Origin of the sequence: Demequina iriomotensis, assembly GCF_000971395.1 — a bacterium.
Lineage (GTDB): Bacteria > Actinomycetota > Actinomycetes > Actinomycetales > Demequinaceae > Demequina > Demequina iriomotensis.
This window is the reverse complement of sequence record NZ_BBME01000015.1, coordinates 173515-198796: the sequence shown is the minus strand read 5'-3', so window position 1 is coordinate 198796 and position 25282 is coordinate 173515. Positions and strand designations below refer to the sequence as shown.

Sequence of the window (25282 nt, the reverse complement as noted above, 5' to 3'; positions counted from 1 at the left end):
TTCTTTCAGAAAGGCCCCCGACAATGTCGGGGGCCTTTCGCTTTTTCAGGCATGATGCCGGGCGTCACGGCGCCGTCGCCTGGCGGAGCCGAGCGAGGCGCTCCTCGGGGCTGCCCGTGAGCTCGAGGACCGCGGCACCCGTGAGGGAGGCCGCGTCCGCCTGCTCGAGCAGCGCATCGTTCATCGCCTCCCGCAGCTCGGGGTCCTCGTCCTCGGACACATGGATCCGATCGGCCGCGGACAACGGCAGCACTACCCAGAGGTCGACGTGCGCGAGGATCGCGTCGGATCGTGCGAGCCCGGTGCGGAGCATCGTCGACGACCGCCCCCGGCGCCCGAGGCCGACGAGCGCCTCGAGGTAGGCGGCGAAGTCCATGGGCCCCCGCTCCGCGATCACGTCGGCGCCCGCGGGCTGCTCCTCGAGCCGCGCGGCGGCGATCTCGAGCTGCGTGGCGAAGAGGCCTGCATCGAGCTCGTCGAAGGCGTCGAACGCCATCTCCTCGTACGGATCGGGGAGGACCTCGTAGCCGGGGTGGAGGCGCGCGAAGTCGGCGATGAGCGTGCTCTTGCCGCTCGCGTGCGTGCCCGAGACCACGATCCGCATGCCTCATGACGGTACGCGAGAAGGCGGGCGGTGGCGGCGGATCAGCTCCCGGACACCGCGGGGAGCTCGGTGAGCGTCACGGGGATCACCACGAGGCTGAGCGCAGGGGCGTCGCCGGACCGGTCCGTGAGGCCCGCCTGCAGATCCGCGGCGGGCGGCGGCTCGCCGGGGCCCTCGATGACCACGCGGATCTGGTCGCTGGTGACGCTCACGCTCTGGATGACGAACTCCGTGTCCTCGCCCAGCCAGTCCTCCACGGCCTTCTCCGCCAGCCGCTCCTCGCTCGAGGTCGAGAGCTGGCCGTCGGTGCGGAGCATGAGCGGCAAAAGCAGCAGCCCCGCGAGGATGACGAACGGCGCGAGCGTGAGGAGGACGCGCTTCGGGTCCGCACGAAGCACCGAGGCGCGCGCGAACCCTGTGCCGATGAACACCGCGCAGGCGGAGAGCACGATCGCGACGAAGTTGGTGAGGAACAGCAGCAGCGCACCGCCGGCGTCGCCGACGCGTCCCGCGCTGAGGCTGACCCCGACCACGGCGAGCGGCGGCACGAGCGCAACGGCGATCGCGACGCCGGCGATCGACGAGGACACCCGGGTGTTGACCGTCGCGAAGGCGCCCGCCGCGCCCGCCGCGATCGCGACGAGCATGTCCACCACCGTCGGCGCCACGCGCGAGGTGATCTGCGAGTTGGTGGCGAAGGTGATCGCCACGGGGGACCACGCCGCCAGTCCGTAGGAGAGGACCACGGCGACGGTCATGCCGCTGCCGACCAGGACGGCCGAGTGGAAGGCGCGACGAGTCCAGCCGTTCACCACGGCGCCCGCGAGCGCCACGATCGGCGTCATCAGGGGGGCGACCAGCATCGCGCCGATCACCACGGCGGTCGAGTCGGCGAGGATCGCGTACGTCGCGATCGCGACGGACAGCACGAGCATCACCCACCAGGTGCCGATCTTCGAGAGCCGCCCGGGGTTCTCGAAGTAGAGCGCCTCGATCTGCACGGCCCGCGCATCGTCCCCCACGTCGGACAGGTGCACCCAGTCCCACAGCACCTCGCCGATCGAGGCGCGGGCGGGGTCGAGCGTGCTGCCGGACTCGGCCCGCCTGAGGCCCCAGGCGATGAGCACGAAGCCCACGATGATCGCGACGGCGGCCGAGGAGACGATCGCGGTGCTGGCCACCTGCTGGGGGAACTGCGAGGCGAGGACGCCGAGCGTGAGCGCCACGCCTCCGCCCGCGAGCCGCGTGACGCGGTCGGGCCGGCCGCGCCGCACGGCGGCGCTCACCACCACGATGAGCCCGCGCACGGCGACATAGAGGCCCAGGACCAGGACGAGCACGCTGAGGCTGAGCGCCTCGCCGGTCGGGTCCCACCAGGCGAACACCGCGAGCAGGGCCGTGAACGCGAGCGTGAGGAGCCCGCGGAACCCGGCGAGCACGCGGTTCACCCGACGGCCGAGCCAGCGCCGGCCGGTGGCCGCGTAGAAGAGGTCCATGAGCGCCGTCGCGCCCAGCCCCGCGACGGCCATCGCCTGGACCAGCCACGTGGTGGCGCCGGGCAGCATGAGGACCGCGCCGCCGGCGGCGACCAGCACGATGCCGCGCAGGGACGCCCCGTTCGCCAGGGCGTGAACGATGTCCCTGGTCTGGTCGCGGAGCCGCGGGATCGCCTCGTGGGATGCGCCGTCCATCGTCACCTTCTCTCGGGCACAGAGTAGGGCCAGCGACGGCCTCCGCGCGCGCGATGGGCCGCATGGCGTGCCCCGTGTCGCCCGGAGTGTCGTATCATTCTTTACAACGTTGCAAACTGACCATGACTCAACGACGAGGAGGCCGTCCGTGTCCGAGGACCCCATCCCCAACCCGATCGTGCTGCAGCGCGCCGACCCGTGCGTCCTGCGCCACGAGGGCCAGTACTACTTCACGGGCTCGTACCCGTTGTACGACCGCATCGTCCTGCGCCGCGCGGAGCGGCTCGAGGACCTGCAGACCGCGCCCGAGGTCACCATCTGGACCAAGCACTTCGAGGGTCCGCAGGCGAACCTCATCTGGGCGCCCGAGCTCCACCGCGTGAACGGCGCCTGGTACATCTACTACGCCGCCGCCGGCATCGACCACCCGCGCGCGGACATGCCGGACACCGCCGAGACGTTCTGTCACCGCGTGTTCGTGCTCGAGTGCACGGACGAGGACCCGATGACGGGCGAGTGGGTGGAGCGCGGCCAGGTCGACACGGGCTGGGAGTCCTTCGCGCTCGACGCCACGAGCCTCGTCAAGGACGGGGTCCAGTACCTCGTGTGGGCGCAGCAGGACTTCGAGATCCGCGGCAACTCGAACCTCTACATCGCGCGCATGGAGAACCCGTGGACGCTCGCGACGCCGGCGGTGATGCTCACGCGGCCGGAGCTCGACTGGGAGACCGTCCGCTTCTGGGTCAACGAGGGCCCGTCGGTGCTGCAGAGGAACGGCAGGCTGTACCTCAGCTACTCGGCCTCCGGCACGGGGCCGGAGTACGCGATGGGCCTACTCACCGCCGATGCTGACGCGGACCTTCTCGACCCGGCGAGCTGGACCAAGAGCCCGACGCCCGTGTTCACCAGCGCCCCCGAGAACGGCATCTACGGCCCCGGCCATAACTCGTTCACGGAGGACGAGCACGGCGAGACGGTGCTGGTCTTCCACGCGCGCACGTACGTCGAGCTGGAGGGTGACCCGCTGTACGAGCCCAACCGCCAGGCCTGCGCCCAGGTGCTCCCGTTCGACGCCGCGGGCGAGCCGGTGTGGGGCAAGCCCCTCCCGCTCACGCGCCCGGCGCCCACCTCGATCGACGTCCTCCCGCCGGAGGGCATGACCGAGGTCGCGCCCGCGTAGCACCCCCACCACCTCCGGACACTGGCAACGGATCTCGCGGCGACACGCCGCGCCGGAGGGCACGATGCGCGGGTTCCGTCCGCGTGTCGGGACCAGGTCCGTTGCCATTGTCAGGGTGGGGAGGCGGGAGGGTCAGGCGAAGGGGTTCGGGGTGAGCGTGTACTTGGTCTGCAGGTACTCGTGGATGCCCTCGGCTCCGCCCTCGCGGCCCAGGCCGGACATCTTCCAGCCGCCGAACGGCGCGGCCGCGTTGGACACCACGCCCATGTTGAGCCCCATCATCCCGGTGGCGAGGCGCTCGATCATGCGCTGCCCGCGCGCGAGCGACTCCGTGTAGACGTAGGACACCAGGCCGTACTCGGTGGCGTTGGCGAGCGCGACCGCCTCGTCCTCCGAGGAGAACGGCACGATGGCCAGCACGGGTCCGAAGATCTCCTCGCTCAGGATGTCCGAGCCCGGCGCGACGTCGGCGACCACGGTCGGCTCGAAGAACGTGCCGGGGCCGTCGATGGCGTGACCTCCGGTGCGCAGCGAGGCGCCGCGCGCGACGGCGTCCGCCACCAGCTCGCGGGCCTTCGCGACCGCGCGGTCGTCGATGAGCGGCCCGATCTCGACCCCATCGTCGGCGCCGCGGCCCACGCGCAGTTCGGCGACCCGTGCGGTCACCCGCCGTGTGAACTCCTCCACAACTGACGAGTGCACGAGGAACCGATTGGCCGCCGTGCACGCCTGGCCGATGTTGCGGAACTTCGCCGCCATCGCACCGTCCACCGCCGCGGAGAGGTCCGCATCGTCGAACACGACGAACGGGGCGTTGCCGCCCAGCTCCATGGACGTGCGCAGCACTCCGCCGGCCGCCTGCTCGAGCAGTCGCACGCCCACCGGCGTCGAGCCGGTGAAGGACAGCTTGCGCAGGCGCGGGTCCCGGATGATCGGCTCGGACACGGCGCCGGACCGCGCCGTGGTCAGCACGTTCACCACGCCCGGCGGCAGCCCGGCGTCCTCGAGCAGGCGCGCGAACAGCAGCGTCGTGAGGGGCGTGAGCTCGGCGGGCTTGATCACCACGGTGCAGCCCGCGGCGAGCGCCGGGGCGATCTTCCGTGTCGCCATCGCGAGCGGGAAGTTCCAGGGGGTGATGAGGTAGCACGGGCCCACCGGGTGCTGCGTGACGATCATCCTGCCGTGACCCTCGGGGCTGGGCGCGTACCGACCGGACACCCGCACCGCCTCCTCGGCGAACCAGCGCAGGAACTCGCCGCCGTACGCGACCTCGCCGCGCGCCTCGGCGAGCGTCTTGCCCATCTCGAGGCTCATGAGCAGCGCGAACTCCTCCTTGCGCTCCATGAGCAGGTCGAACGCGCGCCGCAGCACCTCGCCGCGGACGCGCGCGGGCGTCTCCGCCCACGAGGGGAACGCCTCGCACGCCGCGTCGAGCGCCGCGCGGCCGTCCTCGACGGAGGCCGAGGCGATCTCCTTGATCACCGCACCGGTGGCCGGATCGCGGACCAGCAGGGTCTCCCCGCCGGATGCCGGGCGCCACCGGCCCCCGATGAGCAGCGCGTCGGGGACGCGGGAGAGCAGGGTCTCCTCGACGGTGAGGGTCATGGGTGTCCTTTCACGGAGGGCTGGAGGGACGATGCGGGGCGCGCCGCCGCCCAGACGGCGACGGCGACGCCCGAGGCGACGGCGATGACGATCCCGAGGTGCGCGGCCGTGGGGCCGACGAGCCCGGTGAGGGGCGAGCCGGCCACGCCGCCGAGGAACTGCGCGGACCCGGTCAGCGCCGAGGCCGCGCCCGAGGCGACCGCGGTGGCCTGGCCCCACGAGTGCGCGCCGGGCAGCACCAGGCCGGTGCCGGCGGCGAAGGCCATGGACGCGAGCCACCACAGCGCCTCGGGGGCGCCGAGCGACGCGGCGGCCCACAGCAGCACGCCGCTCGCCGCGCTGATCGCGAGTCCCCAGCCCAGCGGGCCCGCGGGGTGACGGCGGCGCACCAGCCGCCGGAACGTCATGTTCGCGAGCAGCACGGCCACGGCGTTGGTGCCGAACACCACGGCGAACGCCGTGGCGGAGCGGCCGAGCTCGCGCTCCACGATGAACGAGGCGGTGGCGATGTACGCGTAGAAGCCGAACGCGTGCGCGCCGAGCGCGAGCGCGGCGCCCGCCACCTCGCGGTCGCGCGCCGCGCGCGTGAGGCCCCCGGTCACGGCGCGGACGCCGCCGGCGGAGCGCCGGGCGGGCGGCAGGGTCTCGGGGACGGTCAGGGCGAACACCAGGAGCAGCACGCCGCCGAGCGCGGCGAGCACCACGAAGTCCGCGCGCCAGCCCCACGCGCCCGCGATCGCGGCGCCGAGCAGCGGCGCGATCACCGGCGCGATCGACGTCACCATCGCGAGGAAGCCGATGCGAGAGGCCATGGCGTGCGTGTCCGAGGACAGGTCGCGCACGATGCTGCGGGCGACCACGATGCCCGCCGCGCCGCACAGGCCGGCGAGGGCGCGCACCGCGACGAGCATCTCCGGCCCGGCGGCGAGCGCGTCCAGGCCCGACGCGAGGGTCCAGCCGGCGACGCCGAGCAGCACCACCGGACGCCGGCCGAGGCGATCCGAGAGCGGCCCCCAGACGAGCTGACCCAGGCCGACCCCCAGCAGGAACAGCGTGACGCCGCCCTGGGTGAGCGAGTCCGAGCCGCCCAGCTCCTCCTGCACCGCCGGCAGCGACGGCGTGTAGATGTCGACCGAGAGCGGGGCGAGCGCGGTGAGCGTCGCCAGGACGGGCAGCACCCGCGCCATCGGCGGTGCCGAGGTGTGCACCGACGTCACTCCTCGAGGATCGCGACCAGGTCGCATTGGATGAGGCAGCCGCCGTCGAGCGTCGCCGCCATCGACTGCCGCGCCGGCCTGTCGTCGGGGTCGGGGAACATCGCGACCCACTCGCGGTTGAGCGCGTCGCGGTCGCGGTAGTCGGCCAGCCAGAACGTCATCTTCACGATGTCGTCGAGCTGGCCGCCCGCCGCCGCCATGAGGGAGCGCACCTGCATGAACACGTTGACGCACTGCGCCTCGAGCGAGACCGGCATCTCCCGGGTCCCGGGGTCGCGGCCCGTCAGCACACCGGAGTAGAGGTGCGGGCCGATGCGGCTCGCGGCCGGGATCGGGTTCGCGTGGGAGAACCCCTGCAGGTCGATGCTCTGGCGGCGGCGCATGAGGTCAGCCTCCTACAGTGCCGGCTCGGCGACCACGGTGTTCTCGATGAACCCCAGGCCGTCGATCTCCGCCCGCACCACGTCGCCGACCCGCAGCCAGCTCCCGGTCGGCGCGCCGATGCCCGCCGGCGTGCCGGTCGCGAGGATGTCGCCCGGCATGAGCGTCATCACCTGCGACAGGTAGGCGATCTGCTCGTAGATGTCGTAGATCATGTCGTCGGTCCGCCAGTCCTGGCGCGTCTCCCCGTTGACCGTGAGCGTCATGCGCAGGTCGAGGGGGTTCGCGACCTCGTCGTCCGTGGTGAGCCACGGGCCGATCGGGCCGTGCGTGTCGAAGGACTTGCCGAGCGTGAACGTGGGGGAGCGCTTCTGCAGCCAGTCGCGCACCGAGACGTCGTTCGCGACCATGTAGCCCGCGATCACCGAGCGCGCGTCCGCCGCGCCCACGTGGCGGCACCGCTTGCCGATAACGACGGCGAGCTCGACCTCGTAGTCGAGCGCGTCGGACACGATGGGCTTCTCGATGGGCGAGTACGGACCCGTGAGGCACGAGGTCTGCTTGTTGAACCACAGCTGGCTGGTGGGGATCGGGATCCCGGCCTGCCGCGCCTCCTCGGCGTGCTCCTTGTAGTTCATGCCGATGCCGAGGTACTTCTGCGGCTCGTCGATCGGGGCCAGCAGGGTCACCTCCGCCAGCGGGTGGGTGTCGCCGGCGGCCGCCTCGATCGCCTCGCGCAGCTCGCTCAGCCGGGGCAGGATCTCGCGCAGGGAGGCGCCGATGCCAGCGACGCCGGAGATCTCGGTGACCGTCGCATCATCCACGCGACCCAGGCGGACGGCGCCGTCGCCGATGCGGTAGCGGGCAAGCTTCATGGGTCAGTCCTTCGTCTCGGAGGGGAGGGTGCCCCAGACCTGCTCGGTCAGGGGCGTCATCTGGAAGCTGAGGTAGCGCCACGCGCCGTCGTCGCAGCGGCGGATCACCTGGGTGACCTGGCCCGTCATCTCGCGGGAGGTGCCATCGGGGTTGCGCAGTCGGTTGGTGAGCAGCCCCGTCATGATCGCGACGTCGCCGAGCACGCGGATCTCGAGGTCGCCCCGCCACATGTCGAGGTACGGCCGGCGCGTCGCGGTGTGCTCGAGCAGCATCTCTTTGGAGTGCACCAGCCCGGGCGCGTGGATGTGCACGAGGGCGTCGTCGTAGAGGTCGCCGAGCGTGTCCAGGTCGACGTCGATGAGGGCCCGGCGGCGGCGCTCCTCGAGGGCGAGCAGCTCCGCCCGGATCTCCGGCGAGGCGGGGGTTGCATCCGTCATATCAATCCTTCGTAGGTGCCGCCGTCGAGCTGCAGGTTCTGCCCGGTGATGTAACCCGCCTGCACGGAGCAGAGGAACGCGCACGCGTCCCCGAGCTCCTCGGGGCGGCCCAGGCGGCGGGCGGTGACCGTCGAGGCGATCGCGGCGTACGCCTGCTCGCGCGTGATGCCGTCGCGCTCCATGCGCCGCCGTGCCATGAACTCCTGGCGCGGGGTGTCGATGCGCTCGGGGAGCAGGTGGTTCACCGTGACGTTGTCGGGCGCGACCTCCTTGGAGATCGACTTCGATACCGCGGTGAGCGCCGCGCGGGCCGACGCGGACAGCCCCATGTCCGCGGCCGGGCTCTTGACCATCGCGGACGTGATGTGGACGATGCGCCCGAAGCGTCGCGCGCGCATGCCCGGCAGGTAGGCGCGCATCAGCTCGACCGCCGGGACCGAGTTCTGCGCGAGCGCGCCGTGGAGCGCCGCGGCGTCCCATTCGTCGTACGGCCCCGGGCGGGGCCCCGCGTTGTTGGTCACCAGGATGTCCGCGTCGGGCACGGCGGCCACGATGGCCGCGATGCCCTCCGCGGTGGTGAGGTCGGCGGCCACCCGGTCCACGCTCGCCCCCGGCACCGCCGCCCGGAGGGACGATGCGGCGGCGGCGAGCCGCGCATCGTCCCGTCCGTTGAGCGTCACGTGCACCCCCTCGCGCGCGAGCGAGGTCGCGCACGCGAGGCCGAGCCCCTGCGAGGAGGCGGCGACCAGCGCGGTGCGGCCGGAGATGCCGAGGTCCATCAGGCGGTGACCCCCTCGACGGCGCCGTCCCCCACCGGCGCATCGTCCACGAGCCACGTGCGGAAGCCTGTGGTCTCGCCCGCCTCGAAGCCGGGACGGGGCTGGCCGACCATCGCGTGGTACTTCGAGAAGATCGCGTCGGCCTCCTCGAGCGGCAGCACGTCCTCGATGTCCTCGAAGGACTCGCAGCCGGTGCGCTCGGCGACCATGCGGCGGATGACCTCGTAGCCCTCGCCGCGGTGCGCCATCACCATGCCGTTGACCTGGGGCAGGCGGGCGGCCTCGAAGTCCACGAGCGCATCCTCGACGGACATGGTCGCGAGCCGGGACGCGAGCGCGCCACCGTCCACGATGGCCTGGCACGCGCCGTTGCCACCGCGCGGGTACATCGCGTGCGCGGCGTCGCCGATGAGCACCACGCGGCCATCGTGCCAGGTGTCGAGCGGGTCGTGGCGGATCAGCGGGAACAGGTAGACCTCGCGGTTGTCGCGGAGCATCTGCTGGACGTCGAGGAACGGGATCTTGACCGTATCGAAGAGGGGCAGGATCTCGTCGACCGAGCCGACCTGGTTCCAGTCCTCGACCGTCTCGTCGCGCTCCCGCTCGACCACCCAGTTGACCAGCACCTTGCCGGTGCCCTCGAAGTTCTCGGCGATCGGGTAGACGATCATGGACGCGATCTGCGGGGCGCCGATGTGGAGGATGGTGTGACCGTCGCGGAACGGCTCCATGAGCGTGGTGCCGCGGTACATGGTGATCCCGGAGTAGTGCGGCTCGGCCTGGTGCGGGAACATCTGCTTGCGCGCGACCGACTTGATGCCGTCGGCGGCGATGAGGAGGTCGGCACGCTTGGTCTCGACCGTGCCGTCGGCGTGCTGGAGGTCGAACTCGACCCCGCCCTCGATGTTGCGGTACTCGAGCAGTCGTGCGCCCTGGACCACCGTCGCGGCGCCCATGCGCTCGAACAGCACGTCGAACAGCATCATCTGCAGGTAGCCGCGGTGCACGAACCGCTGCTCGTGGACGTAGCCCATGTGCACGCCGCACTTCTCGGCGTAGATCTCCTGGCCGTGGTTGTTGAAGAAGATCGAGTCGACGGCATCGACCGACATCTCCTTGAAGCGGTCGTACACGCCCAGCTCGATGAGCTCCTTGGTGCCGTACACCTTGACGTCGATGCCCACGCCGAGCGGCTTGAGCTCCTGCACCGTCTCGTAGATGGTCGGGCGGAAGCCCTGCTGGTGCAGGCGCAGGGCCATGGCGAGACCTGCGGGGCCAGCTCCGATGATGGCGATGTCCATGGTGTCCTCTTCTGTTCCGGGGTGCGGGGACGGCGCTCAGGCCGTGATGGGCTGGAGCTCGTCGATGAGCTCGGTGAGGAATCGGGTGGTCGCCGCCCAGGCGCGTGCGGCGTTGCGCGGGTGGTACGCGACCACATGGGGCATGGGGGAGTGCGCAGCCTGGGGACTGGTGAAGGCGTGCCGCGTGCCGCTGTAGAGGTCGAGCTCCCAGTCGATCCCGGCGTCCGTCATCTGCTCCTCGAGGCGCGCGCGCATCTCCGCGTCGGCCATCGGGTCCTCCGCGCCGATGCACAGGAGCACGCGGCTGCCGAAGTGCGCCGACTGCCAGCCGGGGACCAGGAGGTCGAGGCCCGGGTGGATCGCGATCGCGGCCCTCACGCCGCCACCGGTGCGCAGGTGCTCGAGCGCGCTCGAGCCGCCGAAGCAGTACCCCATCGCGATCACCCGCGTCGGGTCGACCTCGGGCTGCGCGATCGCGGCGGCGTGGGCGGCGGTGACGCGGCCGTGCCATCGCGACCGATCGGCGACCATGCCGCCGATGAGCGGGCCGATCTCCTCCTCGCTCGCGGGCGTGAGGCGATCGCCCCACACGTCCGCGGCGAGCACTGCGACGCCGAGCCCGGCCAGCCGATCCGCGATCGCGAGCGTGTCCGCCGTCAGCCCGAAGGCGTCGTGGAAGAGGACGATGCACGGTAGCGGGCCGTCCGCGGCGGGCGCCTCGGGCACCACCAGGCGCCCGAGCATGCGGGTCCCCTGGTGCGAGTACTCGATGTCGCGGGCGAGCATCGCGGGCGCGGGTGTCTGCATCGGGCCTCCTGACGTGGCCGCGCGCCGCGCGCCGCCGTGGTCGCCGGCGCGGGGCGCGGGAGGGGACCGTGGTGGCGAGGCTTCGCTCGACCGTGAACGTAGGAGTCACCGTAGGCGATATCACATACGATTTCAAGTGTGATGGGGTGGAGGTCCCGGTTCTCGGGCGGGCTGGCTCGCTGGGCCGGCTGGCTCGCCGGCCGGCTTGTCCGGGTCGGCTGGCTCGCCGCCCAGCCGCCCTGCCGGGCCGGCTAGCTCGCCGGGGCCGCGCTCGGGCCCTCGGCCGCCTCGCCTGCGGCGCCGACCCGGTCGGCGATCGCGGTGAGGTGCTCCTTGAGCCGCGTGAAGGACTCCTCGGCGCGCGTGATGCGCTCGAGGTCCTCGTGCGGCAGGGTCGAGAACGCCTCGGCGACGGCCAGGGCGAGGCCGGAGTGGAACGATCGGTGGACCTCGAGGCCGTGGGCGGTGACCGAGACGATCGCGGACCGGCCGTCGCCGTCCGCGCGCCGGCGCGCCACGAGGCCGTGGGCCTGCAGCTTGCGGATGTGGTCGCTCACCATGGCGCGCGAGACCCCCATCGCGGCCGCGAGGTCGCTGGGGGTGACGCCCGCGGACCCGGCGGCGACGATGCGGCGGAGCGCGCTCGCCTGCGCCGGCGGGAGCGTGGGCAGCGCGGACGTGGTGCGCGAGATGTAGGTGCTGAGCGCCCACAGCGAGGCCATCGTCTCGGCGAAGGCGGTCGCCTCCGCGAGCCGCGCGAGATCCGCGTCCTGCTCCATGGGTTCCTCCTCGAACTCTCCCGCGCACGCTAGCAGGGCCTCCGCCGGATGATGAAGGTCTCTTCATCAAAGTGCTTTACCTTGCTTAACTACTGTGGCTACCATGGCCGCACCCCGGGGGAGGGGGCCGCATCGGCGCGGTCTCCGCCTCGGGCCCGATGGAGGGCACCGTGGCATCAGTCGTCTCAGCGGCCGCGCGCCGGGTGCACCCCGGCCGGAACCTCGCGCCGCCCGGGTGAGGAGCGCGGGAGCGCAAGCACCGCATCGTCCCCCCATCCCCCGCACAGAGAAGGCTCGACATGCCTGTCATCGATATCAACATCCACCACCTGCCCGAGGACCTCTTCGACAACCCGACGATGCTCGACGGCTTCCTCTCGACCGCCCCGCGCGGCTTCGGGGAGATCGCGACCGTCAAGGAGATGGAGGACGGCCGCAAGCAGCTCATCCTCGAGAAGCCCAAGGGCTACCAGAACCTCAACTACGTCGAGGGCGACTACTCCGTCGACGCCAAGCTCCGCGCCATGGACGAGGCCGGCGTCGACTACGGCATCATGCGCGTGCCCGTGTGGCAGGAGTGGCTCCGGCTCGACACCTGCAAGGCGGTCAACGACAACGCCCACGAGATCGTCGCGAAATCGGGCGGCCGGCTGTTCTCGACCGCGTGCGTGCCGCCGTGGGGCGGTCAGGCCAACATCGACGAGCTCAAGCGCTGCCTCGACAACGGCGCCGTCGCGGTCCAGCTCGCGTGCCACTACGGGCAGCTCTACCTGGACGACGAGGCCTTCGAGGAGTACCTCTCCGTCATCGACGACCTCGACGTGCCGGTCATCGTCCACCACACCCCGCTGCCGGTGGAGTGGCGCTCGATCATCGACTACACGAACTTCCGCCGTGAGTTCGGCCGCATCCAGGACCAGGCCACGGCCGTGGGCCGCGAGCTGTTCTCGGGGATGTTCGACAGGTTCCCGAACCTCAAGTTCACGCACACGATGTTCGGTGGCAACTGGTTCGCCAACACTGCCCTGCTGACGCCGCATCGTCCCCCGAAGGCCGAGGCGATGCAGCGGCTCGACCCCACGGGCGGCGAGGCGATCAAGAGGTACCTCGAGAACAACATCTTCTTCGACATGACCCACCCGCACTCGTGGGGCAAGGAGCAGGTCGAGGCCGCGCTGCGGATCAACGGCGCGGACCACTACATGTTCGGGTCGAGCTTCCCGGTGTTCTACTCCTGGATGAGCCAGGGGGTCTCGTTCGTGAAGGACGAGCTCGACATCTCCGACGCGGACCGCGAGGCGATCCTCTTCGGCAACGCCAAGAAGATGTTCAACCTGCCGGTCTGATGTCCCGCCCGCCCCGACAGTGCGCACGGATCTCGCAGCAACACGCCGTGGATCTGGGACGATGCGCCGGCTGCGTCCGGCGTGTCGTGACCGAATCCGTGCGCACTGTCAGGGCGGCGACCGGGTCTTTGCCGAATCGGGACCTTGGTCCCTTGATCGGCTCTAGTCATCCCTCTCCATTCCCTATACGATTTCGCACACGAGGCCGTGTGGGGTTTCGGGGGTCACTCCTCCGGAACCCTCCGGCAGGCCAGGCGCACATCGCGGTGCGCACAGTTCGCAACGACGCGACGAACGGAGCTTTCCCAGCATGACCGACACCTCGACCACCGAGACGCCCCGCGGCGCGGACGTCGCCGCGGCCGCCGCGACCCACGCGGAGAACACCACCAAACGCGCGCTTCCGTCGTGGCTCACCGGCGGCAGCGGGGTCGCGCGCTACGCGGTGATCATCGTGTGGGCGCTCATGATCGCGCTGTACGGCGCGCTCCTGCCGGACACCTTCCTCAACGCCGGCACGTTCGCGACGATCCTCGGCAGCCAGCAGGCGCTCGTCTTCCTCGCGGCGGCGCTCCTGTGCACCATCATCGTCGGCGAGTTCGTCGACATGTCCCTCGCCTCGAACTTTGGGCTCGCGGCGATCCTGGTGCCGGTGCTCACCGTCAACCACGGGTGGAACGTGTGGCTCGCGGCCGTCGCCGCCGTCGTCGCCGCCACCGCGGTGGGGGTGCTGAACGCGTGGCTCGTGGTGAAGGTGGGGGTCAACACCATCGTCGTCACGCTCGGCATGGGCACCTTCATCACCGGCATCGCGCTGTGGTCGAGCAACCTGGTGCCCGTCGCCGGTCTGCCCCGAGAGTTCTCGCAGATCGCGCTCTACAAGATCCTGGGCCTGCCCGTGAGCTTCTACCTGGGCCTCATCCTGATGCTCGCGTTCGCGTACCTGCTCGCGTTCACGCCGCTCGGTCGCAACATGCGCTTCGTCGGCGCCAACCGCGAGGTCAGCCGCCTCGCCGGTGTGCCCGTCACCCGGATCCGCTTCCTCGCGTTCGTCGCGGGCGGTGCGATCGCGGGCGTGGGCGGCGTGCTCACGGCCGCGGCGTCGGGCGGCTACGACCCCTCGGTCTCCCACAGCTACCTGCTGCCCATGTTCGCTGCCACGTTCCTCGGCACCGCGATCCTGCAGCCCGGTCGCTTCAACCCGCTCGGCACGCTCATCGCGGTGTACTTCCTCGCGACGGGTGTGCTCGGGCTCCAGCTGCTCGGCGGCACCTCGTGGGTGTCCTCCGTCTTCTACGGAGGCGTCCTGGTGATCGCCGTCACCATCTCGACGGTCCTGTCCCGCAGGGCCCGCTGAGGGCGCGACCACCGCGTCACCGTCCACCATCATCCACGACGCACCACCGCAGTCCTGATTGTCAACGTAGTCAAGAAGGAGTACCACCGATGAAGTCCCCGGTTCTCACCTCCGCCCGCCGCCTGCGCGGCATGGGTGTGGCGAGCGCGCTCGCGATCGCCACCCTCTCGCTCGCAGCGTGCGCGTCCGACACCGACCCCGGCGCGGAGACCTCCGGCTCCTCCGCAGCGGAGCCCACGACGGCGACGTCGGAGCCGGCCGCGCCCACCTCGGCGCTCGCCGAGTACATGGCCCCGATGGATGCCTACCCGCTTCCTGAGGAGCCGATCGACGCGAGCTCGCTCGAGGGCAAGACCGTCTACTACATCCCGATCACGCAGCAGTCGCCGCAGTTCGCGATCACCGGCCCTCAGGTCACCGAGGCGCTCGAGTCCGTGGGGATCAACGTCCAGACGTGCAACGGTCAGGGCAACCCGACCGAGATCGGCAAGTGCATCACGCAGGCCGTCAACGCCGACGCGATGGCGATCATCGGCGACGCGATCTCGTACGCCATGGTCTCCCAGGCCTATGACGACGCGAGGGCCGCGGGCATCCCGGTCATCGTGGGCAACCAGAAGCCCTACCCCGAGGCGCCCGCGGACGAGACGCTCGCGTACGTCGAGGGCGCCGGCGAGCAGATGTCGACCATGCTCCTGCAGTGGGCGGGTGAGGACTCCGGCGGCGACGCGGACATCCTCATCAACCAGACCGCGGACGGTATGACGCCCGGCCTCTACATGAAGGCGGCGATCGGCGCGCTCGAGGGTACGTGCCCCGGCTGCACCACGACCATCAACGAGGTCACGTCGGCCAGCTTCGACCTGGTCCCGTCGTCCACCTCCGCGGCGCTGCTCAAGGACCCGGATGTCGACTACGTGGTCGCGCAGTTCGCTCAGTTCCTCCAGCCCACGCAGCAGGGCATCACCACGGCGGGCAAGACCACGGACGTGACCCTGATGACGGGCTCGGCCCAGCTCGGCGCGCTCCAGGCGCTGCAGGGCGGCAGCCTCCAGGTCGCGGCCGGCCAGGCCTCCGCGTTCCACGGCTGGGTCTACGCGGACGCGTCCATGCGTCTCGCTCTCGGTCTGGAGCTCCCGGAGTACACCATCCCGGTGCGACTGTTCACCGCGGACAGCATGGCCGACGTCGACCTCTCCGAGGAGGGCGAGACCAGCGGCTCGTGGTACGGACCCACCACCTTCAAGGACGACTTCAAGGCCCTGTGGGGAGCGGCGTGACCGTGGCACAACACCAGGAGGCGCGGGCGGTCACGCCCGCGCCTCCGGCGCCGCGCCTGCGCGTGGCGTCGCTGAACAAGACCTTCGGGGACAACCGCGTCCTCACCGATGTGCGCCTCGAGGTCGCACCGGGCGAGCTCCACGCGCTCGTCGGGCAGAACGGCTCCGGCAAGTCGACCGTCGCGAAGATCCTCACGGGGATCTACACCCCCGACCCGGGCGCGTCGGTGGAGATCGACGGACGCGCGCTCGACCTTCCGGTGCTGCCGCAGGAGTCGCGCGCCCACGGCATGGCGGTGGTGCACCAGAGCCTGGGCCTGGTCGACGAGTTCTCGGTGTTGGAGAACATGCGCGTCGGTCGTCTGCGTGGTTCCCGTTTCACGCGCCGTATCGATTGGGAGCGCGAACGCCAGGAGGCGGAGGCGGTGTTCGCCCGCATCGGTCGCCGCGTACCCCTCCACGCGCCCGTGGGCTCGCTGCTCGAGGAGGACCGCGCGACGGTCGCCATCGCGCGCGCCCTCCAGGATGCGACCCCAGGCACGGGGCTCATCGTCTTCGACGAGTCGACCCGCGCGCTGAGCCGCCGGTCGCTCGAGCACTTCTTCGCGATCCTCGACGAGATCGTCGCGACCGGCACCTCGGTGCTGATGATCACGCACCGTCTCGAGGAGGTGGTCGGCGCGGCCGACCGCGTGACCATCCTGCGCGACGGCCGCTCCGTCGTGTCCGGCCGCGAGGTCGGCGACATGACCGAGGCGGAGCTCACCTCGCTGATCCTGGGACGCAACCTGGGCGACCTCGACGCCCGGGAGCACCTCGAGCTGGGTCCGGACACGCCGAGCATCGCGGTCGACGGCGTCACGGGTCTCGCCGTCCGTGACGTCTCGTTCACCGTCCGACGCGGGGAGATCGTGGGCCTCACCGGGCTCGGCGGCTCCGGCTACGACGACCTTCCCTACCTCCTTGCCGGCGCGAGCCGTGCGGAGGCGGGCGCGGTGGTCCTGCCGAGCGGTCGGCTCGCGCTTGCGGGGCTCGACTCCGTCGCCGCGATCGACGCCGGCATCGCGCTCGTGCCCGAGGGGCGTGAGCACTCGGGCCTCGCGATGCACGAGTCGGTGGCCGAGAACATCGCGTTCGCGCAGACCGCCCGCGCCGGCTCACCGCTCGCCCCCGTGTCGCGCGCCAACGAGCTCGCGCTGGTGGGGGAGTGGTTCGACAAGCTCGGCGTGGTGCCGCGCAAGCCGCACGCCCTCGTGAACACGTACTCGGGCGGCAACCAGCAGAAGGTGTTCATCGCGAAGTGGCTCGCCACCGACCCGACCTTCCTGCTGCTTCACGAGCCCACGCAGGCCGTCGATGTGGGAGCGCGCCACACGATCGTCGAGGCGATCCACGCGATGGCGGAGACCGGGCTGCACGTCCTCGTCGCTGGCTCGGATGAGAACGAGCTGGCGCTCCTGTGCGATCGCGTGCTCGTCTTCGAGGAGGGACGGATCGCGCGTGAGCTCGCGGGCCCGTGCTCGCCCGACGACATCGTCGAGGCGATCTACGCGGGCGGTTCACGGGCGCAGCTGCGCCCCCGCGGGCACGGCGCCGGTGCGCCTCGGCCCTCCGGCGCAGCGTCCGAGGGGCACGCATGACCACCGAGCAGGACCGCGACCTCGACGGCTCGTTCTCCTCGGCGCGGGTCACCGCGCGCGAGGAGGCCGTGACGCTCACCGCGCGCACCTACCGCGACTTCCTCTACGAGCTCGAGTCGTCGACCCTCGCGCCGTGGCGCGGGCTCGGGTACGAGGAGTTCTCGCGCCGCAAGCGCGAGCCCGACTTCGTCCAGGCCCTGCTGGGCGACTGGCAGGCGCTCTACGAGGAGCCCTTCGCCGGCATCACCACCGGCGGCGAGGTCCGCGACGACGTCTGGGCGCTCGGCGACGCGCGGCCCAACCCGGCGGCCCCGGTCGCCGCGGCGGAGTCGCTGCTCGCCGTGCTCGGGGACGAGGCGCGCGCCGCGGTCTCGTACCCGCTCGACGCGCCGCAGTGGCGCGCGTGGTCCAACCCGGAGTTCGTCATCCACCGCGTCGGGCTGCGGCTCGAGGAGCTGCCCGAGCCCGCGGTGCGCGCCGCCCTCGCGCTCGTCGAGGCCTCGCTGAGCGCGCCCGGCTACGCGCGGGCGCGGGAGGCCATGGGGCTCAACGGCTACCTCGGCGAGCTCACCGGGCTGCCGACCCTCATGAACGATCGCTCCTACTGGATCGCGCTGTACGGCACGCCGTCGGTGGACGATGCGTGGGGCTGGCAGCTGTTCGGCCACCACCTCGCGCTCAACGTGGTGTTCGTGGGCGGGCGGGAGGTGATCGCCCCGGTGTTCATCGGTGCCGAGCCGGCGCTGTCCGACGGGGCCCGGCCGCCGCTGTTCGCGGACCGTGAGGCGCTCGCGGTGTCGCTGGCCTCGTCGCTCACCGACGCGCAGCGGTCCGAGGCGGTCGTGTACGCCTCGGTGCTCGACCCCGCGATGCCCGAGGGGCGTCTCCACCCCGCCGACGAGCGCCACGTCGCCGGCGCGTTCCGCGACAACCGCATCGTCCCGTACGAGGGGCTCCGTGCGGACCGTCTGTCGACGGCGCAGCGCGCGCTGCTGCGCGGGATCGTCGGGGACTTCCTCCTGTTGCTTCCCGACGATCAGCGGGCGCTCGCGCTCGCGGACGTCGAGCGCCACCTCGCGGACACCCACCTCGCCTGGTACGGCGCGACCGACGGATCGCAGCCGTTCTACCTGCGCATCCACGGGCCGTCCTTCCTGGGCGAGCTCGACCACCACGCGGGGGTGTGGCTGTCGAACCGGGTGCCGCAGCGCTTCCACGTCCACACCACGCTGCGCCTGCCGCACGGCAACGACTACGGCAAGGCGTTCATCCGCCAGGCCCGCCTCACCTGACACTGACAACGGAGTTGGCCGCGACACGCCGGTGAGGCGGGCGATGCGCCGGTTCCGCCCGGCGTGTCGGCCCGAGATCCGTTGGTGCTGTCACGAGGGGGCGGGCGCTGGGCGCCCGGATTCGCACGATGCGGTGCGCGCGGGGTCGTGGGGCGGCGGCGGAGCGTCGGGGAGACCGGCGGACGGTGCCAGACTGATGCGTCGCGCACCGTGTCCCCCGAGAGAAGAGAGACTCATGATCGCCGTCCCCCGCCCCCACGGCGCTCACCTCGTCGGCTCCATCAACCTGCCCGATGCCGACACCGTGATGCGCACCGCCGCCGCGGAGCTGGGCGACCGCCTCGCGCGGATCCCCGACGGCGAGGTGGGCGAGCGCTTCCACTGGGTCGCGTTCCAGCCCGACCGCCTCGCGCAGACGCCGGGCCTGGGCCGCGAGGGCGACCATCCGATCATGGTCGGCACGCTCGACATCCGGAAGATCACGGTGCCCGAGGACCTCGACCTTGACGCGCTCGAGCTCGCGCCGCTGGGCTACGCGGAGGCCGCGCTATCCTCGTGGGCGGTGTTCGCGCGCCTCCAGGACGAGGGCGTCATCCCCGCGACCACGCGCTTCCAGGTGTCGCTGCCGACGCCGGTGGGCGTGGTCGGCTCGATGGTGCGCGCCGCCGACCGGGCGCGCTTCGAGCCGGTGTACGAGCGCGCGCTGTTCAAGGAGCTTGCGCAGATCCTCGAGGCGATCCCGCACGAGAGGCTCGCGATCCAGTGGGACAACGCGCTCGAGTTCGGCTACCTCGAGGGTGCGGGCTACCGCGGCTCGACGGACCGCGGCTGGTTCGGCGAGGACGTGCTCGGCGCGCTCGCGGTCCGGTCCGCGCGCCAGGCGGCGCAGGTGCCGTCCGCCGTGGCGCTCGGCTATCACCTCTGCTACGGCGACATCGGCGAGAAGCACTACGTCGAGCCCACCGACGCGGGCTTCCTGGTGCGCTTCGCCCAGAATCTGGTCGAGGACGTCGACCGCCGCATCGACTGGATCCACCTGCCCGTGCCGATCGAGCGTGACGACGAGGCCTACTTCGCGCCGCTCGCCTCGCTCCGGCTGCCCGCCGAGACCGCGCTGTTCCTCGGGCTCATCCACCGCCAGGACGGCGTCGAGGGCGCGGAGCGCCGCATCGCGGCCGCATCGTCCGTGGTGAGCGGCTTCGGCGTGGCGACGGAATGCGGCATCGGTCGCGCGCCGGCCGACGCCGTGGCGGGCCTGTTCGCGCTCCACCGCGAGGTGTCGGAGGCGTTGTAGCGAGCCCTCCCCCGAGTTCGCTCAGCACGGTCCGGGCTCCGACGCGCCGCTGAATCGGGGCGCAAGCCGCCGCCTCGCCCGCGTGTCGCGCCTGAGACCGTGCGCAGCGAACTTGGGGGCGCGAGGTCAGCGGGCCTCGTTGCGCTCGCGGTCGTACTCCTTGATGGCGTTGAGGTTGTTGACCTCGTGCCGTCGCGCCGCGGTCTCGATCATCTCCGGGTCGGCGCCGCCCTCGATGAGGTCGAGGATCGCGTCGTGCTCCGAGATCGACGCGAGCGCGCGCCCCGGCGCGTAGAAGAACGCCGAGCGCCGGATCACGTCCATGCGCGTCCACTCGTGGTGGACCAGGTCGACCAGGCGGTCGTCCCCGCAGCGCGAGCACAGCAGCTCGTGGAACTCGCGGTTGAGCTTGCCGAAGCGCATCGTGTCGAAGCTCGCGAGCGCGTCGGCGGCGGCCTTGTTGACGCGCCGGGCCTCAGCGATGTCGTCGGCGTCGAGGTGAGCGGCCGACAGCGCCGTCGCGAGCCCCTCGAGGCGGGCGAGCAGGCGCATCGAGCGCTCGAAGGCGTCCGTGTCGAACGTCTTCACCAGGGCGCCGACGTTGGGGACGATGTCGACCCAGCCCTCGGCCTCGAGGCGCCGCAGCGACTCCCGCCAGGGCACGGACGAGATACCGTGCTCGCGCGCGAGCTGGTCGATGACCAGCCGGTGGCCCGGCCCGTAGGCGCCGTCCATGATCCGATGCTTGAGGATGTCGTACGCCTGGTCAGCCTTGCTCACGGCCACTGCCGGTCCTCCCTACCGCTGCAACGATGAAGCGCGACGGGCGACGGCCGCGCCGCTCTCCCCGTGCGCAGCGCCCGAGTGGCGATCGTATCGCACATCACATCCGATCCTTCGGCGAATTCCCCGCTATCTCAGTCAGCAGCCGCGCGAGCACGGGGTCCTTCCCGGCGCCCGCGCGGGTGAGCACCAGGGCCCGCAGCGGCCGGGGCTCGGGGACGATGCGCCGCAGGGTGAGATCGAAGCGCGCGAGGCTCGCGCGGTCGGGGTCGGGGAGCACGGCGCGCGCGATTCCCGCCTCCACGAGCGGCACCGACGTCTGGATGGTCTCGACCGTGCGGATCCGCGCGGGGCTGACGCCGTGGCGTCGGAACGCGCCGGCCACGGCCTCCGGCAGGCTCGGCACCGCCGCGGTGCCGCGGGGCATCACCACGGTCGCGCCGTCGAACGATGCGAGGGGGAGGGGGTCCGGCGCATCGTCCTCTCCCGGCGGGAGCGCGGCGACCAGGGGGACCTCGCCCCAGTCGACGATGTCGAGCACGCCGCGGTGGCGGCGCGCGAAGCGGTCCGCGTCGGCGACCATGATCGCGGCGAGGTCCGCCTTGCGCTGCTGGATCATGTCGATCGCGGTCCACGGCGGCGGGTCCACCAGGCGGATCTCGACCTCCGGGGCGACCTCGGCGTAGGCGCGCAGCAGGCGGGGGACGCGGTGCCACAGCAGCGCGGGCACGGCCGCCATGGTGAGCGCGCCCGCGGTACCGGCGCCGAAGCGCGCGAGCGCCGCGACCATGTCGTCCACATCGCCCAGCACCCGCGCGGACTGGTCGAGCAGGAACCGCCCCGCGCTCGTGGGCTCCACGCCGCGCGGGGTGCGGGTGAGCAGCGGCACGCCGACCTCGGCCTCGAGCTTCTGGATCGCGACCGACAGCGGAGGCTGCGACATGTGCAGCGCCTGGGCCGCGGACGTGAGCGAGCCGGCCTCGACCACCGCCGCGAAGTACCTGAGGTGGCGCAGCTCCATAGCGCTGAGGCTATCGCGCCAGGCCTGCCATATGCCAGACCTATACCGCGCGAAGGGAAACGGTAGTTCCCAGGCGCGGCGCGCATCGTCATCCTGGACGGGTCAACGCCGACACGTAAGGACCCGTCATGACCCTCCCCAGCACCAACGAGGACGCCCCGTTCGAGATCACGCGTGCGAGCCACGTGCGGATGGGCTGCACCGACCTCGAGAAGAGCCGCGACTTCTACCGCGACACCGTCGGCCTCGTGGTGACCGAGGAGACGGACACCGCGATCTACATGCGCGGCCTCGAGGAGGCGGCGCACCACTCGCTCGTGCTCGAGTGGACCCCCGAGGCGAAGGCCCACCGCGTGGGGCTGCGGGTGAAGCGCGAGAGCGATGTGCTGAACGCGGAGAGGTACTTCAAGGCGGTCGGCATCGAGCACGAGCGGGTCGAGGTCGACCACCAGGGCCCGACGCTGCGCTTCCGCGATCCCGTCGGCACGCTCATGGAGGTCACCTCCGAGATGAGCCTGGTCGAGCGCAAGATGGCGGCGTTCGACGAGTTCGTCGCGGGCGCCCCGCAGCGCCTCGACCACTACCAGGTGGTCACCTACGACGTGCAGGAGGCGACCGACTTCTGGACCGGCCTCGGCATGCGCATGTCGGAGTACACCGCGAAGGACGGCACCGACGAGCTGTGGGGCTCCTGGATGGAGGTCAAGGGCAACACGCATGACCTGGTGTTCACCAACGGCCGCGGCCCGCGCCTGCACCACTTCGCCTACACCGTGCCGGACGCGACCCACATCATCCACGCGGCGGACGTCGCGGGAGCGCGCGGCTTCGGCCAGGAGATCGACCGCGGCCCCGGCCGCCACGGCATCTCCAACGCGCTGTTCCTCTACCTGCGCGACCCCGATCAGCACCGCATCGAGCTGTTCACCACGCACTACCAGTTCATCGACCTCGAGGATCAGCCCATCCGGTGGGACGTCTCCGACCCGCGCCGCGCGCAGCAGTGGGGGATGCCGGCCTCGCGTCGGTGGTTCTTCGAGGCGAGCGAGTTCCCGGGCGAGGTGGTCACCGAGCCCATGCTCACGGCCACGCCCGATACGCTCGAGGATTACCTGGCCATTCACTGATGGGGCCCCGCATGACGACGCTGTCTCCCTCCCTGCGCGAGCGCCTCGAGAAGGCGCCCGTCGCGGGCCTGTCCGCGCAGCTGCGCAAGCGCGGCTACGAGTCCATCCACATCGACGGCGTGCGCGCGCTGCCCGGCGCGGGCAAGCTGATCGGCACCGCCCGCACGCTTAGGTACGTGCCGCATCGTCCCGACCTGTTCGCCTCGCATGGCGGCGGCCAGAACGCGCAGAAGCGGCTGTTCGACGCCGTCGACGCGGGCGAGGTCATCGTGATCGAGGCGCGCGGGCTGGCGGGCTCGGGCACGCTCGGCGACATCCTCGCGCTGCGCGCCTTCGCGCGCGGCGCCGCTGGCATCGTGACCGACGGCGGCGTGCGGGATCACGATGCGGTGGCGGCGGTGGGCGTGCCCGTCTTCGCCGCCGGCGCTCACCCGGCGGTGCTCGGCCGCCTGCACGTGCCGTGGGAGCACGATGTCGCGGTCGCCTGCGGCGGCGCGACGGTGCTGCCCGGCGACATCATCGTCGGCGACACCGACGGCGTGGTCGTGATCCCGCCGTCGATCGCCGCGGAGGTGGTCGACGCCGCCCTGGCTCAGGAGGAGGAGGACGCGTGGATCGCCGAGCGCGTTGCTGAGGGGCATCCGCTCGAGGGCCTCTTCCCCATGAGCCAGGAGTGGCGCGACCGCTACGAGGCCGGCCTCGACGGGTGACCCCCCTCATGGCCGGCGACGGGATAGGGGGCGGCGGGCGAGGACCCGGCCGTCGCCCCTCACCCGGCCGTCGCATCGTCCTCACCGCCATCCCACACTGACAGGAGCGCCGTTGCTTCCCCCCGAGACCATCACCGCGATCGCCGAGGAGCTCGCGCGCGCCGACCGCGAGCATGGCGTGATCGAGCGGATCACCGCGCGCCACCCCGAGGCGACCGTCGAGGACTCCTACGCGATCCAGGGCGTGTGGCGCGACAAGGGTCTCGCGGACGGGCGGCGCATCGCGGGCCGCAAGATCGGCCTCACCTCCAAGGCGATGCAGGCCGCGACCGGCATCACCGAGCCCGACTACGGCGTGATGTTCGAGGACACGGTGCTGGCCTCGGGCGACTCGCTCGCCCACGCCGACTACTCGAACGTGCGCATCGAGGTCGAGCTCGCGTTCGTGCTGTCGCGCCCGCTCGCCGGTCCCGGCTGCACGCTCGAGGACGTCATGGCGGCCACCGAGCACGTGGTGCCGGCGCTCGAGGTCCTCAACAGTCACATCCGGCTCGAGGGCCGGACCATCGTCGACACCATCGCGGACAACGCCGCGTACGGCGCCATGGTGGTGGGCGACACGAGAGTGGCGCCCGGCGACGTGGACCTCCGCTGGGTCGCGGCGCTGCTGTCGCGCAACGGCGAGATCGAGGAGACCGGCGTCGCGGCGGGCGTGCTCGGACACCCGGCGACCGGGGTCGCGTGGCTCGCGAACACGCTCGCCCCGCATGGCGACCGTCTCGAGGCGGGGGAGATCATCCTCGCGGGCTCGTTCACCCGGCCGATGTGGGTGCATCCGGGCGACACTGTTCTCGCCGACTACGGACCTCTGGGGGTTGTCGAATGCCGCTTCGTCTAGACCCGACCCTGGCCACCCGGCTCGCGCGGGCCGGGCGGCCGCTCGCCGGCATGTGGGTGTGCTCGGGCTCGCCGCTGGTCGCGGAGATCTGCGCGGGCGCAGGGCTCGACTGGCTGCTCATCGACATGGAGCACGGGCCCAGCGGCCTCGAGTCGGTGCTGGCGCAGCTGCAGGCGGTGGCGGCGTACCCGGTGACGCCCGTGGTGCGCGTCGCGAAGAACGATCCGGTGCTGATCAAGCAGGTGCTCGACCTGGGCGCGCAGAACGTGCTGGTGCCCATGGTCAACAGCGCCGACGAGGCGCGTGCCGCGGTCGAGGCGGTGCGCTACCCGCCGCGCGGGCGGCGAGGGGTCGGATCGGCGCTCGCGCGCTCGGCGCGGTGGAACCGGGTCCCGGGCTACCTCGAGGACGCCGACGAACACGTCGCGCTGTTCGTCCAGGTGGAGACGGCCGCCGCGGTCGAGGCCGCCGGTGAGATCGCCGCGGTCGACGGCGTCGACGGCGTGTTCGTGGGGCCGTCCGATCTCGCGGCCTCGATGGGGCTGCTCGGGCAGCAGTCTCATCCCGAGGTGACCGCCGCGGTGCGGCGCGCCTTCTCCGCCGTGCTCGGTGCCGGCAAGCCCGTGGGCGTCAACGCCTTCGACCCGGAGGTGGCGCAGGGGTACCTCGACGCCGGGGCGACGTTCGTGCTGCACGCGGCGGACGTCGCGATGCTCGCGCGAGGCTCGGAGGCGCTCGCGGCCCGCTGGGTCCCGGCGGCGGAGGACGGGCCCACGGCGTCCTACTGAACCCGGCGTTCGACCCGACCCGGCGGTGTGGGGGAGGCCGGCTCGCCCGCGCGGCGGTGTGAGACGGGGCGGGGTTGCGCGCGCGGTGG

At 71.8% G+C, this 25282-nt stretch carries 23 protein-coding genes and 1 pseudogene; 11 read left to right on the top strand and 13 right to left on the bottom strand.

Annotated elements, in window-relative coordinates; genetic code table 11:
- Positions 1–64 precede the first annotated feature (64 nt).
- Together AOM09_RS10780 and AOM09_RS10775 are read right to left on the bottom strand one after the other, a co-directional pair.
- The gene (locus AOM09_RS10780) at positions 65–604 is read right to left on the bottom strand and encodes an AAA family ATPase (protein WP_062388072.1); all 540 of its coding nucleotides are present in this window, start codon (positions 602–604) and stop codon (positions 65–67) included.
- A 41-nt stretch (positions 605–645) separates the two neighbouring features.
- On the bottom strand, positions 646–2295 hold the full coding sequence (locus tag AOM09_RS10775) for a DUF389 domain-containing protein (protein WP_062388069.1): 1650 nt from the start codon (positions 2293–2295) through the stop codon (positions 646–648).
- 148 nt (positions 2296–2443) lie between these two features.
- Here AOM09_RS10775 and AOM09_RS10770 point away from each other — a divergent pair, with 148 nt between their 5' ends.
- Positions 2444–3475, top strand: a complete 1032-nt coding sequence (locus tag AOM09_RS10770) for a glycoside hydrolase family 43 protein (protein ID WP_228375122.1) — start codon at positions 2444–2446, stop codon at positions 3473–3475.
- Positions 3476–3607: 132 nt separating this feature from the next.
- Here AOM09_RS10770 and AOM09_RS10765 read toward each other — a convergent pair whose 3' ends face one another.
- The 9 genes from AOM09_RS10765 to AOM09_RS10725 all read right to left on the bottom strand — a co-directional run bounded on the left by AOM09_RS10765 (position 3608) and on the right by AOM09_RS10725 (position 11657).
- Positions 3608–5080, bottom strand: a complete 1473-nt coding sequence (locus AOM09_RS10765) for an NAD-dependent succinate-semialdehyde dehydrogenase (RefSeq protein ID WP_062388067.1) — start codon at positions 5078–5080, stop codon at positions 3608–3610.
- A complete protein-coding gene (locus AOM09_RS10760; protein ID WP_169747651.1) occupies positions 5077–6288 on the bottom strand; it encodes a Bcr/CflA family efflux MFS transporter in 1212 nt (403 codons plus the stop codon). The genes AOM09_RS10765 and AOM09_RS10760 overlap by 4 nt, the downstream gene beginning before the upstream one ends.
- A gap of 5 nt (positions 6289–6293) precedes the next feature.
- Positions 6294–6680, bottom strand: coding sequence for a RidA family protein (locus AOM09_RS10755; protein WP_062388061.1), 387 nt, complete (start codon positions 6678–6680; stop codon positions 6294–6296).
- 12 nt (positions 6681–6692) lie between these two features.
- Positions 6693–7553 carry a fumarylacetoacetate hydrolase family protein gene (locus AOM09_RS10750; RefSeq protein WP_062388058.1) on the bottom strand — a complete coding sequence of 287 codons (861 nt, stop codon included), beginning with the start codon at positions 7551–7553 and terminating at the stop codon, positions 6693–6695.
- A 3-nt stretch (positions 7554–7556) separates the two neighbouring features.
- Positions 7557–7991 carry a nuclear transport factor 2 family protein gene (locus AOM09_RS10745; protein ID WP_062388056.1) on the bottom strand — a complete coding sequence of 145 codons (435 nt, stop codon included), beginning with the start codon at positions 7989–7991 and terminating at the stop codon, positions 7557–7559.
- On the bottom strand, positions 7988–8770 hold the full coding sequence (locus tag AOM09_RS10740) for an SDR family oxidoreductase (RefSeq protein WP_062388053.1): 783 nt from the start codon (positions 8768–8770) through the stop codon (positions 7988–7990). The genes AOM09_RS10745 and AOM09_RS10740 overlap by 4 nt, the downstream gene beginning before the upstream one ends.
- Positions 8770–10071: an FAD-dependent monooxygenase gene (locus AOM09_RS10735; protein ID WP_062388051.1), complete on the bottom strand. Its 1302-nt coding sequence runs from the start codon at positions 10069–10071 to the stop codon at positions 8770–8772. Before AOM09_RS10735 ends, AOM09_RS10740 begins: the two co-directional genes overlap by 1 nt.
- Positions 10072–10107: 36 nt before the next feature.
- Positions 10108–10878 (bottom strand): dienelactone hydrolase family protein, encoded by a 771-nt coding sequence (locus AOM09_RS10730; protein WP_062388048.1) that lies wholly within the window; start codon positions 10876–10878, stop codon positions 10108–10110.
- A gap of 251 nt (positions 10879–11129) precedes the next feature.
- Positions 11130–11657, bottom strand: a complete 528-nt coding sequence (locus AOM09_RS10725) for a MarR family winged helix-turn-helix transcriptional regulator (protein WP_062388045.1) — start codon at positions 11655–11657, stop codon at positions 11130–11132.
- A gap of 299 nt (positions 11658–11956) precedes the next feature.
- Here AOM09_RS10725 and AOM09_RS10720 point away from each other — a divergent pair, with 299 nt between their 5' ends.
- From AOM09_RS10720 to AOM09_RS10695, 6 genes are all read left to right on the top strand, one after another.
- The gene (locus AOM09_RS10720) at positions 11957–13003 is read left to right on the top strand and encodes an amidohydrolase family protein (protein WP_062388043.1); all 1047 of its coding nucleotides are present in this window, start codon (positions 11957–11959) and stop codon (positions 13001–13003) included.
- A gap of 310 nt (positions 13004–13313) precedes the next feature.
- Positions 13314–14360, top strand: coding sequence for an ABC transporter permease (locus tag AOM09_RS10715; RefSeq protein ID WP_082099042.1), 1047 nt, complete (start codon positions 13314–13316; stop codon positions 14358–14360).
- An 89-nt stretch (positions 14361–14449) separates the two neighbouring features.
- Positions 14450–15640 carry a sugar ABC transporter substrate-binding protein gene (locus tag AOM09_RS10710; protein WP_062388040.1) on the top strand — a complete coding sequence of 397 codons (1191 nt, stop codon included), beginning with the start codon at positions 14450–14452 and terminating at the stop codon, positions 15638–15640.
- Entirely contained in the window at positions 15637–17280 is a 1644-nt protein-coding gene (locus tag AOM09_RS10705) for a sugar ABC transporter ATP-binding protein (RefSeq protein WP_062388138.1), read from the top strand. The genes AOM09_RS10710 and AOM09_RS10705 overlap by 4 nt, the downstream gene beginning before the upstream one ends.
- Positions 17277–18572: a DUF3500 domain-containing protein gene (locus AOM09_RS10700; RefSeq protein WP_062388037.1), complete on the top strand. Its 1296-nt coding sequence runs from the start codon at positions 17277–17279 to the stop codon at positions 18570–18572. Before AOM09_RS10705 ends, AOM09_RS10700 begins: the two co-directional genes overlap by 4 nt.
- Positions 18573–18807: 235 nt before the next feature.
- A complete protein-coding gene (locus tag AOM09_RS10695) occupies positions 18808–19866 on the top strand; it encodes a hypothetical protein (protein WP_062388036.1) in 1059 nt (352 codons plus the stop codon).
- Positions 19867–19992: 126 nt separating this feature from the next.
- On the opposite strand, the gene AOM09_RS10690 is transcribed toward AOM09_RS10695, so the two are convergent.
- Both AOM09_RS10690 and AOM09_RS10685 read right to left on the bottom strand, forming a co-directional pair.
- Positions 19993–20646, bottom strand: coding sequence for a GntR family transcriptional regulator (locus AOM09_RS10690; protein ID WP_228375121.1), 654 nt, complete (start codon positions 20644–20646; stop codon positions 19993–19995).
- 103 nt (positions 20647–20749) lie between these two features.
- A complete protein-coding gene (locus AOM09_RS10685) occupies positions 20750–21670 on the bottom strand; it encodes a LysR family transcriptional regulator (RefSeq protein WP_062388034.1) in 921 nt (306 codons plus the stop codon).
- A 128-nt stretch (positions 21671–21798) separates the two neighbouring features.
- On the opposite strand from AOM09_RS10685, the gene hpaD reads away from it, so the two are divergent.
- The 4 genes and pseudogenes from hpaD to AOM09_RS10665 all read left to right on the top strand — a co-directional run bounded on the left by hpaD (position 21799) and on the right by AOM09_RS10665 (position 25193).
- A complete protein-coding gene (gene hpaD, locus AOM09_RS10680; RefSeq protein WP_062388033.1) occupies positions 21799–22797 on the top strand; it encodes a 3,4-dihydroxyphenylacetate 2,3-dioxygenase in 999 nt (332 codons plus the stop codon).
- Positions 22798–22817: 20 nt separating this feature from the next.
- Positions 22818–23507 (top strand): annotated as a pseudogene (locus AOM09_RS10675) (RraA family protein); the annotation flags it as partial.
- Between the two features lie 112 nt (positions 23508–23619).
- Positions 23620–24405: a 2-keto-4-pentenoate hydratase gene (locus tag AOM09_RS10670; protein WP_062388031.1), complete on the top strand. Its 786-nt coding sequence runs from the start codon at positions 23620–23622 to the stop codon at positions 24403–24405.
- Positions 24390–25193, top strand: coding sequence for an HpcH/HpaI aldolase family protein (locus tag AOM09_RS10665; RefSeq protein WP_062388029.1), 804 nt, complete (start codon positions 24390–24392; stop codon positions 25191–25193). The genes AOM09_RS10670 and AOM09_RS10665 overlap by 16 nt, the downstream gene beginning before the upstream one ends.
- Positions 25194–25282: the final 89 nt, after the last annotated feature.